This is a genomic window from Caballeronia zhejiangensis (assembly GCF_022879815.1).
Classification (GTDB): domain Bacteria; phylum Pseudomonadota; class Gammaproteobacteria; order Burkholderiales; family Burkholderiaceae; genus Caballeronia; species Caballeronia zhejiangensis.
This window is the reverse complement of record NZ_CP084287.1, coordinates 170049-182781: the sequence shown is the minus strand read 5'-3', so window position 1 is coordinate 182781 and position 12733 is coordinate 170049. Positions and strand designations below refer to the sequence as shown.

General features: G+C 59.8%; 12 protein-coding genes. 7 read left to right on the top strand and 5 right to left on the bottom strand.

The genetic code is table 11. From position 1 onward, the window contains the following. The first annotated feature begins 3 nt into the window (after positions 1-3). The 5 genes from LDZ23_RS35040 (at position 4) to LDZ23_RS30445 (ending at position 4403) form a co-directional block, all read left to right on the top strand. Entirely contained in the window at positions 4-348 is a 345-nt protein-coding gene (locus tag LDZ23_RS35040; protein ID WP_425306916.1) for an FmdB family zinc ribbon protein, read from the top strand. A 165-nt stretch (positions 349-513) separates the two neighbouring features. Continuing rightward, entirely contained in the window at positions 514-900 is a 387-nt protein-coding gene (locus tag LDZ23_RS30460) for a (2Fe-2S)-binding protein (protein ID WP_244808854.1), read from the top strand. After that, entirely contained in the window at positions 890-2296 is a 1407-nt protein-coding gene (locus LDZ23_RS30455; protein ID WP_244808708.1) for an FAD-dependent oxidoreductase, read from the top strand. The genes LDZ23_RS30460 and LDZ23_RS30455 overlap by 11 nt, the downstream gene beginning before the upstream one ends. After that, positions 2289-3437, top strand: coding sequence for an NAD(P)/FAD-dependent oxidoreductase (locus LDZ23_RS30450; RefSeq protein WP_244808707.1), 1149 nt, complete (start codon positions 2289-2291; stop codon positions 3435-3437). Before LDZ23_RS30455 ends, LDZ23_RS30450 begins: the two co-directional genes overlap by 8 nt. 51 nt (positions 3438-3488) lie before the next feature. Then, a complete protein-coding gene (locus LDZ23_RS30445) occupies positions 3489-4403 on the top strand; it encodes a glutaminase (RefSeq protein ID WP_244808706.1) in 915 nt (304 codons plus the stop codon). 148 nt (positions 4404-4551) lie between these two features. Here LDZ23_RS30445 and LDZ23_RS30440 read toward each other — a convergent pair whose 3' ends face one another. The 4 genes from LDZ23_RS30440 to LDZ23_RS30425 form a co-directional block, all read right to left on the bottom strand. After that, the gene (locus LDZ23_RS30440; protein ID WP_244808705.1) at positions 4552-5505 is read right to left on the bottom strand and encodes a tyrosine-type recombinase/integrase; all 954 of its coding nucleotides are present in this window, start codon (positions 5503-5505) and stop codon (positions 4552-4554) included. 47 nt (positions 5506-5552) lie between these two features. Next, positions 5553-6290: a nucleoside 2-deoxyribosyltransferase gene (locus LDZ23_RS30435; RefSeq protein WP_425306915.1), complete on the bottom strand. Its 738-nt coding sequence runs from the start codon at positions 6288-6290 to the stop codon at positions 5553-5555. Positions 6291-6384: 94 nt separating this feature from the next. Beyond that, positions 6385-7929 (bottom strand): methyl-accepting chemotaxis protein, encoded by a 1545-nt coding sequence (locus tag LDZ23_RS30430; RefSeq protein WP_244808704.1) that lies wholly within the window; start codon positions 7927-7929, stop codon positions 6385-6387. A gap of 29 nt (positions 7930-7958) precedes the next feature. Further along, a complete protein-coding gene (locus LDZ23_RS30425) occupies positions 7959-8447 on the bottom strand; it encodes a chemotaxis protein CheW (RefSeq protein ID WP_244808703.1) in 489 nt (162 codons plus the stop codon). A gap of 416 nt (positions 8448-8863) precedes the next feature. Here LDZ23_RS30425 and LDZ23_RS34900 point away from each other — a divergent pair, with 416 nt between their 5' ends. Beyond that, complete coding sequence (locus LDZ23_RS34900) at positions 8864-10459, top strand: methyl-accepting chemotaxis protein (protein ID WP_280519362.1); 1596 nt, start codon at positions 8864-8866, stop codon at positions 10457-10459. Positions 10460-10944: 485 nt separating this feature from the next. Here the strand turns inward: LDZ23_RS34900 and LDZ23_RS30410 are convergent, their stop codons facing one another. Next, positions 10945-11799 carry an alpha/beta hydrolase gene (locus LDZ23_RS30410; protein ID WP_244808702.1) on the bottom strand — a complete coding sequence of 285 codons (855 nt, stop codon included), beginning with the start codon at positions 11797-11799 and terminating at the stop codon, positions 10945-10947. 124 nt (positions 11800-11923) lie between these two features. Between LDZ23_RS30410 and LDZ23_RS30405 the strand changes: the two genes are divergently transcribed. Beyond that, the gene (locus LDZ23_RS30405; protein ID WP_244808852.1) at positions 11924-12706 is read left to right on the top strand and encodes an AraC family transcriptional regulator; all 783 of its coding nucleotides are present in this window, start codon (positions 11924-11926) and stop codon (positions 12704-12706) included. Positions 12707-12733: the final 27 nt, after the last annotated feature.

Sequence of the window (12733 nt, the reverse complement as noted above, 5' to 3'; positions counted from 1 at the left end):
AGAATGCCGATCTATGAATACCGATGTGCTCGCTGCGGAGTCTTTTCCTCGCTTCGTAGACTCGCTGACCGTGCCGCACCGGAGGCGTGCCCATCTTGCGGGCAGCCATCAACACGATTGATCAGCTTTCCTGCGTTTATTGGAACGAGCGAGCGTCAACGCCGTTACGACGACGCAGCACAGTCAGTCTCACCGAGGATCTCGTATGGACTCGAAGGGGAATCCGATAGGTGGCATGCCTTCGGTTGTTCGTGTTGCCGCCCAAGCCAGCTAACGCCCGCGCTCATTACTGACGCGGACTGCGCAACACGAACGACTAATCGTGACCCGCCGGGATCAGACCAATAGCCGCCACCCAGCCGCTACCGTACTAACCCCCTCATGGAACGGTACCGGAGGCGTTTGAGTTGCCCCATCCAAATGCTTCTTGATCGTCGAGAGATGCGCGGCTTCGAACTGGGATTCCGCTTTATCGCGTCAGTTGCCAGATCGGAACTTACTAGTACCCGTTATATGTCAGCACACTCTAACCAATCATCCGCGCCGCTATTCAAAGTGCTTGCCGAGACAGGCGAGCATATCGAAATCATCTTCAACGACAGGCCGCTGTCTGTGCTCAATGGCGGCTCGGTCGCGGCGGTGCTGCTTGCCGCTGGCGTCACAAGGTTTCGAGCGACACCTGTGTCGGGCGCGCCGCGTGCACCTTATTGCATGATGGGCGCCTGCTTCGAATGCCTTGTCGAGATTGACGGCGTGCCGAGCCGCCAGAGTTGCATGGTAAGTGTGCGTAATGGCATGACTGTGCGCACATTGGATGGCGGCTGCGACCTCTTGCCGTCCGGTTCGACTGTCGCCGTCGATTCTTCGCGCGTTTCGTCGGAGGATGCTGATGGGCGCTGACATCGTTTCTGAAGCCGTCGATGTGGTCGTGGTTGGCGGTGGTCCGGCCGGCATGAGCGCGGCTACTAGAGCCGCGAGAGCGGGTCTGCACACAGTGCTTATCGACGAGCAGGGTGCCGTTGGCGGCCAGATCTACCGCAACATCGTGCAAGCAAGCGCTCACCGCAAAGAGATTCTCGGTGTGGACTACATGGCGGGCGCGACTATCGTCGATGCATTCGCTGCATCGGGCGCTCGCCATGTGGCCGGTGCCAGCGTCTGGCAGGTCACGCGCGAACGCGCGGTCAACTACCTGCAAGACGGGAAGGTCAGGACGTTCGACGCACGCGCGGTGATTCTTGCGAGCGGGGCGCTGGAGCGTCCGTTCCCTATTCCCGGCTGGACGCTGCCCGGTGTGCTCACCGCCGGCGCCGCGCAGATTCTCTTGAAGGCGGCCGGCGAGGTGCCGACCGCACCGCCGGTACTCGCCGGCTGCGGGCCACTGCTCTATCTGCTTGGCTGGCAATACGTACGCGCCGGGGTACCGATTCGCGCATTGGTCGATACCACCCGTCAGGAAGACCGCTGGCGCGCCACCCGTCACGTGCTCTCCGCATTGCGCGCGTGGCCCTTTTTGAAGAAGGGTTTGCAGCTTATTCGAACGCTGCGCGAAGCGGGCGTGCCATTTTTTGAGGCGGCCGACGATTTGCGCGTCGAATCGCAGACCGGCGCGGATGGCGTCAGGCGCGCCGCTGCGCTGTCGTTTTCGACGCACGGCAGGCCCCAGCGTATCAAGGCTGATGTAATCCTCCTGCATCAGGGGGTTGTGCCTAACACCCAGTTCACGCATGCGTTGCGCGCTTCGCATCGCTGGGACGATGCACAGTTGTGCTTCACGCCGATAGTTAATGCGTGGGGCGAGTTGGACGTAAAGGGCATATTTGTCGCTGGCGATGGCGCAGGGATTGGCGGTGCGCAGGCGGCGGCTGAACAGGGCACCCTTGCGGGGCTAGGCGTGGCGGCGCAACTCGGAGCGATCGACGAGGCGACGCGCGATACAGAGGCGGCGTCGCACCGTCGTGCGCTGGCGAGCGTGATGCGCATACGTCCTTTTCTGGACAGCCTTTACCGACCGCGTGACACCAATCGCATTCCGGCGAACGATACAGTGATTTGCCGTTGCGAGGAAGTCACCGCCGGCGAGTTACGTAAGTTCGTCGACCTCGGCTGTACCGGGCCGAACCAAGCGAAATCATTTGGACGCTGCGGAATGGGCCCGTGTCAAGGCCGCATGTGCGGCCTGACAGTGACGGAAGTGATCGCCGATGCGCGTCGCGTCTCGCCAGCCGCAGTCGGCTATTTCCGTATCCGACCGCCGATCAAACCGCTTACGCTCGGAGAACTAGCTGGTGACTAAAGTTCGTGACTCAAATTCTTCAGGTCGCCCGCATGAAGCTGATGTGATCGTTGCAGGCGGCGGACTACATGGGATCTGCAGCGCCTTCAACCTTGCGATGCGCGGCGCGAAGGTGATCGTGCTCGAAGCGGATTACGTCGCGCGCCACTCGTCGGGCGTCAACGCCGGTGGCGTGCGCACCCTTGCACGTCCGGTTCCGGAAATTCCTCTCGCACTATTGTCGCGAGAAATTTGGCACGCGCTTCCAGACTTGATTGGCGATACTGCAGGCTTCACGCCGACCGGTCATATGCGCATCGCCGAGTCAGACGAGGACCTTGCGGTGCTAAAGGACCGCGTCGCCCAGCTCGAATCGATGGGCTACACGCACGAACGGCTGATCGACCGGGAGTCCGTGTTCGAACTTGAGCCAGCGATCTCCAGGCACATTACAGGTGCAATCTGGGTCGAACGAGATGGTTATGCGTTGCCCTTTCGTACCGCGACAATGTTTCGTCTCGCCGCGCAGAACCTTGGCGCGGTCTTTCTTGAAGGGACGTCGGTGCTGCATATTGAACAGCGCGGCACGCGTTGGTCGGCGCAGACTTCGCGCGGAACGTTTAATGCGGAAAAGCTTCTTGTCACTGCGGGAGCATGGTCCGGCGAACTCGCCAGTCAGGTCGGTGAGCCGGTGCCAGTCCGCGCAGAAGGGCTGATGCTAATGGTCACGCATCGCGTTGCACCCTTCATTAGAACGACCCTGATCGGCACGGGCAGGCCACTGTCTTTTAAGCAGTTCGACAATGGCACCGTGGTGATCGGAGGAAAGCTGATCGGTCTCGCCGATCTGGCGAGTCGGCACGGTGAGGTCGATTTCATGCGACTTGTGAAAAGCGCGAAGACCGTAATTGAGCTGTTCCCACATCTGACGCATCTGGGGGTGAACCGCTCGTGGGCGGGCGTCGAAGCATTCACCAAGGACGACCTGCCCGTGATTTCCGAAAGTCGAAAGGCGTCGAATTTGTACTACTCCTTCGGGTATTGCGGTAGTGGCTTCCAGCTAGCGCCAGCTTGCGGACAACTGGTCGCTGAGCTCATGCTTGACGGCTCGCCATCCCTTTCTCTAGACGCTTTCGCGATCAACCGGTTCAATGCCGTCTAAACCTATCGGGCACGAGATTGCCTGAACTAGACGGCGCGCAAATAACCCCAGATGAACTATCCTCGTTTTCTCGAGCAGATCCATGCAGACATTGGCCCTTGGCTGGAGAAGGGCCGCGTTGCTGATTACATTCCGGAGTTAGCAAACGTGCCTCTAAAGACTTTCGGAATGGCAATAGTGACGATGGCGGGCGATGTGTTCCGTGTAGGCGATGCCGATTACCGATTTTCGATTCAAAGCATCTCGAAACTGTTCGCGTGCGCCATGGCGTTCGGTCTGGTGGGTGACTCATTATGGCTGCGCGTAGGCCGTGAACCATCCGGTACGGCGTTCAACTCGCTGGTGCAGCTGGAAAGTGAAAATGGTAAGCCGCGAAACCCTTTCATTAACGCGGGAGCGCTTGTTGTAAGCGACATATTGTGTCGCCGCTTCGTTAGTGCGGAAAACGCCTTTGTGGAATTCATGAGGCGGCTTTCGGGCGATAAGACGATCGATTATGACCTACGCGTGGCTGAATCTGAGTTACGACATTCGCATCGAAACTACGCGATGGCGCATTTTATGGCGAGTTTCGGAAACATGAACATGCCCGTTGAGGTCGTGATCAACGCTTATAGTCGTCAATGCGCTGTCGCGATGAGCTGCGTTGAGTTGGCGAAGGCCGCACTTTTCTTAGGTAATCAGGGAATCGTACCGTCTACTGGCGAACGCGTTATTGATGAAACGTCGGCGAAGCGATTGTCGGCGCTGATGCTAACGTGCGGGACGTACGATGCAGTAGGCGATTTCGTCTACAGGGTCGGGTTGCCCGCGAAGAGCGGAGTTGGGGGTGGCATTGTGGCCGTTTTACCTGGTGAAATGGCCGCCTGTGTGTGGTCTCCCGGACTTGATAACTACGGAAATTCGCTCGCAGGTGTTGTCGCGCTGGAGCGATTAACGACCCTTACAGGCCGGTCTTTATTCTGAAGGCCATTAGGTGGCGGCACGCTCTGCGTTATCTCGTTCGGACCTGTTCAAGTCGAGGATTGATCGGCAAGCCTTCGCGCTGGCTGGCGGGATGAAGCATAACGAGGCGGTTGCTGCTGAAGAGGCGTTCAATGGGTGACCGGTGCGGTCATGGCGAAAATCGACGCTCCTGCATGTGGTTTTTCGGCGTCTCGCCAGCATGTACTGTTTGACGCAGGCGAGTGGCGGTGCGATGGCTCGACAGGCCCATAAGATTGCTCACTTGCTCATTGGTTTTGCCGGCGATGATCAGCCGACGACCGAACGTGTTTCTGAGTAAGCGTGGACTCTCGTCGGCCGCCGACAGGTCAGCGCGGCGTAGCGCTACGCGGACACATTTCAGCATCGTATCCGGCAGCATCGGCTTGCCGCCCGCAGTGGCTATGAACAGCCATTGCGTCGGGGCCTGAATGCGGCTGCGCGCCTTGTGATATTCGCGCAGCACGTCGACCGCAAAAGGTTCGATCGGCACCCGCCGTGCAATACGAGGCCCATGCTTGTCGACGAAGACAGTGGAGCGCTCGCCATGCACATCGAGGTCGTCGACGCGCAACTGCTTAAGTTCGGCGGCCGTGACCCCTGACGCCAGAAACAGCGCCGCGATCGCCGTGTTTCGTAGTTCCTTGAACGCCGCGCCCTCGGTTGCAACGCACACCGCTTGTAGCCGCGCATCGTCTTCCGATGAGAGATAGATCGGTGTCGGCTCGTCTTGTGGCCAGTTCTCGTTGACTAACATCAGCGCGGCCGGATTATCGGTGCGCAGTTCGATGTTCACGAGATGACGCGTGACCCGGTCGATCAGCTTCAGGTAACGCAGGCGAGTCGTCGTGCCGGGCGCGCAGTCCTGCGCGAGTTCCGCGAAGAATCCATCGATGTGGTCCGCCCCGAAGCTCGCCACCGTCGCACGGTGCGCAATCAGATAGTCGTTGAAGCGCGAGAACATCGAACGGTGCTGCACGATCGACTGGTCGGCAAATGCGCGGCGATCCGCGCCCGTCGCTTCTTCACGCTGCCATTGGGCGTAGGCGTCTTCGGGTGCAACAAGCCAAATATCGTCAGGCATAGAAATCGATATACTGAAGTTCGTTCAACCCAAACCCTACAGCGAAGCTAACGCCTCGCCAACCCCGAGCCACCAACAAAGGGGGGAGCTTCGACGACCTCGCTTCGAACGGCGTCGAGGCAAGCAGCCGGTCCGCCGACCACGAGCTGCGTGGAGCACGCCAGCATCAGATTCACGCTCAGGCCAAAGTCCTCGATGAGGTAGCCGCCGGCACAGAAGCCGCCTTCGGCCCCAATCGCGGCTGCCTTCACGCGCTCAACAAGCGTCTCTCCGCTGGACCGATACGCCCATATCGGCTTTCCAAGCGCGGCCGCAAAGCCAACCTCAAAAGCAGTCCCGCTGTCTGGTTCACCGGACCCGCGAAAGTCATCGAGGTTCGCCATCACGATATCGGCCGACCGGATCAGTTCGATGTTCGCGGCATATATCCATCGAGCAGCGTCTTGCCGTTGAAGCGAGGAGGGCAGTTGCCCGTCGAGTGGATAGAGGCCAACGAAGCCGCGATCGCGGCAGAGCTGCTTGAGGTGCTCGCCGTGTTCCTTCGCGTCGCGGCGAAAGACATCGAAACCGGCGAGGTAGACGCGGGGTTCGTTCGCGGCACGCTCGATCGGCAACGGCGAGGGCGCGATCCTTCCTTCGCGGACCCGGCGTTTGATCCGGTTCAGCTGCTTCTTCACAGCCAAGGCGCTCTTGCCGAGACTATTTGCGATCTGCTCTACCGGTAAGCCTTGATCAAGCAACTCCATCACGGCGCGCTGCGACTTCGTCGGATTTCTTTTGGGCATCGGTTCGTGGCTCCGACTGCAGGGCTATTGGAACGCCTATGAGCTTACCAACAACCCCACGTAGTCAAGTCCGCCGCTCCCAGTCCTTGACGATTTAGGCGGCGGTCGTCTTGAAGACGGCCATCGTCGCGCGCAGCGTCTCCGCCTGATCCTGCAGGGAACCGGCAGCGGCCGCCGCCTGCTCAACGAGTGCGGCGTTCTGCTGCGTCACTTCGTCCATCTGGCTGATCGCCTGATTCACCTGTTCGATGCCGCGACTCTGTTCGTTCGATGCAGAGGCGATCTCGTCCATGATGTCGGTGACCTTCTGGATCGCTGCGCCGATCTTGGTCATCGTCTCTCCGGCTTGCCCGACCAGTGCGGTGCCAGTGTGGACGCGCGAACTGGACGCCTCGATCAAATCGCGAATTTCCTTGGCGGCAGTCGAGGAACGTTGAGCGAGACTGCGCACTTCGCCAGCGACGACTGCGAAACCGCGCCCCTGTTCACCGGCGCGTGCGGCCTCGACCGCAGCGTTAAGCGCGAGGATGTTCGTCTGAAACGCGATGCCTTCGATCATCCCGATGATCTCGGCGATCTTGTGAGAGCTTTGCTCGATCTCAGCCATCGTGCCAACGACGTTCGTGACGATTGTCGCGCCTTCGTTCGCAACGTCGCCTGCATTTCCAGCGAGTCCGCTTGCCTGACGCGCGTTTTCGGAATTGTGCTTCACGGCCGCCGTGAGCTCTTCCATGCTCGCGGCTGTCTCTTCGAGCGACGCCGCTTGCTGCTCGGTGCGTGACGATAGGTCTGTGTTGCCAACGGCGATTTCACGGCTGGCATTTGCGATCGCGTTTGCAGAGGTCTTCACACTGTCAACGGCTGACAGCAGTTGCGTGCGCATCCGGGCCATCGAATACATAAGGCTGGAACGGTCGTCCGCGGCGGTGGCCACGTCGACGGCGAGATTGTTGTCTGCGATCTGATTTGCCACTTCCGCTGCGTATGCCGGCTCCCCGCCCATCGACCGGAGAATCCCGCGATTCAGGCGCGACACTACAACGCTCAACACGACCGCAATTACCACGAGCACGCCGAGACTCCATTCGAGCGACGTGTAGAACGCGGCATTGATGTCGTCGATGTAGACGCCGGTGACGACTAGCCAGTCCCACGGCTGATACATCGAGACATACGACATCTTCGGCAGGATCTCATTGGTGCCGGGCTTCGCGAACGAGTAGTACGTGTAGCCCGCACCCTGACGCTTGCCCACATCTATAAGGTCTCGATACAGATAGACGCCGTTCGGGTCCTTGAAGTCCATCATCGTCTTGCCAACGAATTCGGGCTTCATCGGATGCACAAGCACCTTCGCCTGCGAGTCGAAGACGCTGAAATAGCCGTTGTCACCGAACCGGATATCGCGGATCGCGTTGAGCGCCCCTTGCTTGGCCTGGTCCTGCGTGATCGCGCCAGTGTTTGCCTGCTGTGCGAACTCGCGAATGATGCTGTTTGCGACTTCCGTGGCGTGCTTAATGTCCAGCTGCGTCTGTTCCGTGCGGATCGAGCGCATGCGAAACGCGTCGGCAACGGAGATTCCTGCGAGGCATACCAGGCTAAGCAGCAGAGGCAGCCAGAGTTTTCTGGAGAAGGTCATGTCGTTGGCGTGTTGGTTTGTTGGTGTGCTTAGGCAGTGGCGCTTTCAATCAGCGCCATTTCTTCGCTCGTCATGAGTTTCTCGATGTCCATCAGAATCAACATACCGTCGTCGATCGTCCCGATCCCTGTGATGTAGTCCGTGCTGACCGTGGAATTAAATGCGGGCGCTGGTCGGATCTGCTCGGCCGTGAGCGTCTGCACGTCCGAGACACCGTCAACGACGATGCCGACCACGCGGCCCGCGACGTTGAGCACGACGACAACCGTCTGGTCGTCGTAGACCACTCGCTCCAACTCGAACTTCAGGCGCATATCGGCGATTGGCACAATCACGCCGCGCAGGTTGATAACGCCCTTGATAAACACCGGCGCGTTTGCAACGCGCGTCACCGAGTCATATCCGCGAATTTCCTGGACCTTCAAGATGTCAATCCCGTACTGCTCTTGCCCCAGGTTAAAGATGAGGAACTCTTCGCTGCTCGCCTCTGGCGCGCCGTGTCGTTGATCGGTCTTCATTCTGAATTGGCCTCATGTTTTATTCAGGCAGGGCGCTGGTGTGCAGACGCTGCTAACTACCGGACAACGGCACGCTGGATAAAAACTGAACCATGAAGCCTCGATATGTTCGTTAGCGCGTGGCGACGGTGTGTGCATCTAGGTTGACGTGGGGGCTTGTTGCGCAGCGACTGGAAGCCGCGCGTGGGCGGCAAGAGGTTCGCCCCCCCGCCGTCCATTGCGACGCCGGAGTGCTGGCCAATTCCGGGCTGGTTTGCCGAATCCCGTTCTTTTGCCTTCCGTGCTGGATCGCTTTTCCACTACAAAAGTGCCTTTCTGCAGCCGATATACACGAACCGTCGTCTATCGAGAAGCGGCAGGCATGCGCGGGGCGCGCGACCGGCAGCCTTTTGCGAAGAGCGCTTGAACCAAAAACTATGAAGAACCTCACGATTCGAGCGCGACTCGCGCTTACCATGGCCTTCCTCGGCTTGATTTTGGCGCTTTCGGTAGGTTTTGGCCTTTATGGCATCAGCGCGATTCACGCGTCGGCGAAAGACATCACTGCGAACTCTCTTCCCGCGGTCAACGCGCTCGGGATCTCGAGCAATTACATCGCACGCGCACGACTCGCGCTCGATCGCTACGCGCTGGATCCGTCAGATGCGGATGCACCGGGACTTCCAGCGCGCGCCAGTGGTTTCATGCGCCAGTCAGACGAGTGGTACAGCAAATATGACGCGATTCCACGCGGCGCCGATGAGGACGCTCTGGCGAAGGCAGTCGTCGATGCGAGGGCGGACGTGCGACAGAACGTCGAAAAATTTAGCGCTGCAATTCAAGCGGGTGACAAGGAGACCGTTACGCGCCTCGCGTACAAGGACCTCCCTGCGTCATATACCCGAAGCATCGAGGCGTTCGACAAGTTGAAGGCGTTCCAACTTACAGACGCGGCGCGCCAAGAGGCAGACAACGAAGCCCGTGCGGCGACACTGCGCAACCTGGGTCTTGTCGCGCTTTTTATGGGAATCGCTGCAGCGGCGGTTGGCTGGCTCGTCTTGCGCCGCGCCATCATGACGCCGCTTGCTGAGGCGCTGATGCACTTCGAGCACATTTCGAGTGGCGATCTCACGCACGAAGTGACGATCAAAAAGCGCGATGAGATGGGTCAGTTGCTTGCCGGCGTTGCCGCCATGAAAGACAAGTTGGCCGCTACTGTAGGAAGCGTCCGGTCGAGCAGCGAAGCGATCGCTAGCGCCAGCAAGCAGATCGCCGCAGGCAATACGGACCTGTCGTCGCGTACCGAGGAGCAAGCGGCATCGCTTCAAGAAACTGCCGCGAGCATGGAAGAGCTCACCTCCACGGTCAAGCAGAATTCTGAGAATGCCAAGCAGGCGAGCGGGCTGGCGGACAACGCCAACGTCGTCGCGAACGAGGGCAGTGCGATCGTCGGACAGGTCGTTGAGACGATGGCTAGCATCGAGCAGAGTTCGGCGAAGATTGCTGAGATCATCGGCATCATTGAAGGTATCGCCTTTCAGACCAACATCCTTGCACTCAACGCCGCCGTGGAAGCGGCTCGCGCCGGCGATCAAGGTCGGGGCTTTGCCGTAGTGGCGAGCGAAGTTCGCAGCCTTGCACAGCGCTCATCCTCAGCGGCGAAAGAGATCAGGGAGTTGATCGAGACGTCTGGCGGTCGCGTCCAGGCCGGAACGGAACTCGTCGCGAGAGCAGGCGAAACCATGCAACGCGTCGGCACAGCGATCCAGCGTGTCACCGACATCATGGGCGAGATCGCCTCGGCGTCGAACGAGCAAAGCCGTGGCATAGAGCAAGTGAATCAAGCCATCTCGCAGATGGACGAGGTGACGCAGCAGAACGCGGCGCTTGTTGAGGAAGCAGCGGCAGCCGCAGGTTCGATGGAGGACCAGGCGAAGCAACTGACTGCAGCCGTCGCCGTTTTCCGTACCGGCCACGCGAAGCAGCCAGTGAGCCACCGCTTGTTGGGCAAGGGTTTCGACGACGCAAAATAAAAGAGTCACTGGCTAGGCGATTGACTCGCGCTCCGCTACGCATGCCGCCGCAGACCCCCGTCGGGCGGCTCGCGGCCACTAAGCGCCGTTCGATGCCAACCCTAGCGAGACGTTCGAATGTCCGATTGGCCTTCGAAAGCGCCCCTCCGTTTCTGACAAAACCAGGGCGCTCGCGTAGGTAGCCTTCGGCGCGACTCCACTAGGGGTGCGTAGACGCTCGCCTGCGAAAGCCGACGAAGGTCCGCGCGAGGCGTCGCATGCGTCGCGCGCGAGATTCGTGCGCCGCCGCGACCAGGAACATGGGTCACACCGATCGACTCTGCCACCCGATGCGCGGGAGTTTCGCGGCGTGACGCTGGGACTGTCAGAACATGATCCAACCTAGATGGAAGCCGCAGGCAATCGAGATTCCGTCGCCCAGCGCAGGCCGACGGCCAAAATACAATGTCGTTCGGCCGCATACCTGGTGAGATGATTGTCGACGCTTACGATTCGATCATTTCGATAACGGCCTTTGATAGTGCCGCGGCCGGTTCGCCGAGACGATCGACCGCATCGAAATGATGCCCATCGGCTTGTCGGACGATCCGCACGTCCAGCCCATGGTTGTTCAACAGCGTCTGATACTCAGCCTGCAACCTATGGAACTCGTCCGATTCGTCGCCGCCGACGGTCAGGATGAAGGGCAACGGCCGCTTGGGAAGATGAAACTTCGGGCTATACGCGCGTACCTCCGCCTCGTCTAATCCCACGACCTTATTGAGGTAGCAAAGACGAATCGGTTCGAGATCGTACAGACCGCTGATTGCGCAGGCGCCCTTCAGGACATCGTTCGGCAGGCCGCGGCTCTCCCAGTCCGTCCCCGCAAGAATGGCGGTCAAATGTCCGCCCGCAGAGCTTCCGGATACGAAGATCGCGTTGCGATCGAAGCTCAGTTCCTCCGCGTTTCGATACAGATTCGCGATGGCCTCGATGTTGTCAGACACGATATCGGCCATGCGCACGGAAGGCGCCAGCCGGTAGTTGATCACGGCAACGTTGATGTCCGCATCCAGATACGGGCGGGCGACAGTGCTGAAATCCGACTTGTCAAGGGACTGCCAATATCCCCCATGAATGAAGACCAGCACGGGGCGCCCGTTCGTCCTGGCAGGAAAGAAATCGTACGCCTGCTGCGCGTCGTTCCCGTAGCGAAGGTCTTCGCGGACCGTGTGCTCCGCGCGAAAGCGTTTGCTTTCCGTTTTCCACCTTGCGAACACTTCGAGATGGTCTGGAATGCCCGCGCGGACGTTGTATTGATCGTCGAGCGCCTCTTGATCGAATGAGCGGTAAACCGGCATGCTGTACCTCGAGAAACAGATGAGTGTTTGAATGATCGATCCGGTCCGTGGATCGCCTTCAACCGTACCGCGACTCGGTTTGGCCGGCGCGCGCGCACGTGACAACGATCAACGAGGAAACGCCATGTTCGGAAAGAGCGAGGACCGTGAGGATTATCAGGCAATCGCGCGGCCCGTGGGAGGGATGGCCCGTGACCTGCCGGACCGGTTCTTTATCGACTATCACGCGCACGTCCGAGGTCAACTCATTTACGCCTACGCGGGATCAATACTGGTCACTGCCGACGGCGGCTCGTGGGTCGTGCCGCCCCAACGGGCCGTTTGGGTTCCGCCAGGGGTCAGGCACTGCATGCAGGCCGTCGGCAAGACCGAAATGCGCACGCTCTACTTCGCGCCGCAGCGCACACCGCTCGACGCGTCGAACTGTTGTGTTGTCTCCATTTCTCCGCTTCTTCGGGAACTGATCGCGGCCATCGTCGCGATGCCCGTCGACTACGACGAGCAAGGACGAGACGGACTCGTCGTCGAGCTGCTCTATCGCGAGGTAAAGCCGTTACAGGTCGAGCCTTTGCACTTGCCGATGCCGGCAGACGAGCGCATCGCGCGTATATGCCGCTGGATTATCGCGAACCCAGCAGAAGAAACCTCGCTCGAGTCCTGGAGCAAAGTTGTCGGGGCAAGCGAGCGGACCATTATCCGGCTCTTTCCGGATCAGACGGGCATGACATTCACGCGCTGGCGTCAACAGGCGCGATTGCTGGCAGCGGTCCAGATGCTGGCCGAGAACCGCTCGGTCACCGAGATCGCGTCGGTGCTCGGCTATGACAGCCCGAGCGCCTTCAGCGCGATGTTCCGCAAATCGCTTGGACGAAGCCCCAGCGAGTTTTTCAGGGTGATGTCGGAGTGATGAACTTGGCATTTGCGCGATAGAGCG

Coding starts and splice junctions, on each gene's coding strand:
- LDZ23_RS30455 (WP_244808708.1), top strand. CDS start 890: ATGGGCGCTGACATCGTTTCTGAAGCCGTCGATGTGGTCGTGGTTGGC.
- LDZ23_RS30410 (WP_244808702.1), bottom strand. CDS start 11,799: ATGCCGGTTTACCGCTCATTCGATCAAGAGGCGCTCGACGATCAATAC.
- LDZ23_RS34900 (WP_280519362.1), top strand. CDS start 8,864: ATGAAGAACCTCACGATTCGAGCGCGACTCGCGCTTACCATGGCCTTC.
- LDZ23_RS30430 (WP_244808704.1), bottom strand. CDS start 7,929: ATGACCTTCTCCAGAAAACTCTGGCTGCCTCTGCTGCTTAGCCTGGTA.
- LDZ23_RS30435 (WP_425306915.1), bottom strand. CDS start 6,290: ATGCCCAAAAGAAATCCGACGAAGTCGCAGCGCGCCGTGATGGAGTTG.
- LDZ23_RS30440 (WP_244808705.1), bottom strand. CDS start 5,505: ATGCCTGACGATATTTGGCTTGTTGCACCCGAAGACGCCTACGCCCAA.
- LDZ23_RS30405 (WP_244808852.1), top strand. CDS start 11,924: ATGTTCGGAAAGAGCGAGGACCGTGAGGATTATCAGGCAATCGCGCGG.
- LDZ23_RS30425 (WP_244808703.1), bottom strand. CDS start 8,447: ATGAAGACCGATCAACGACACGGCGCGCCAGAGGCGAGCAGCGAAGAG.
- LDZ23_RS30445 (WP_244808706.1), top strand. CDS start 3,489: ATGAACTATCCTCGTTTTCTCGAGCAGATCCATGCAGACATTGGCCCT.
- LDZ23_RS35040 (WP_425306916.1), top strand. CDS start 4: ATGCCGATCTATGAATACCGATGTGCTCGCTGCGGAGTCTTTTCCTCG.
- LDZ23_RS30460 (WP_244808854.1), top strand. CDS start 514: ATGTCAGCACACTCTAACCAATCATCCGCGCCGCTATTCAAAGTGCTT.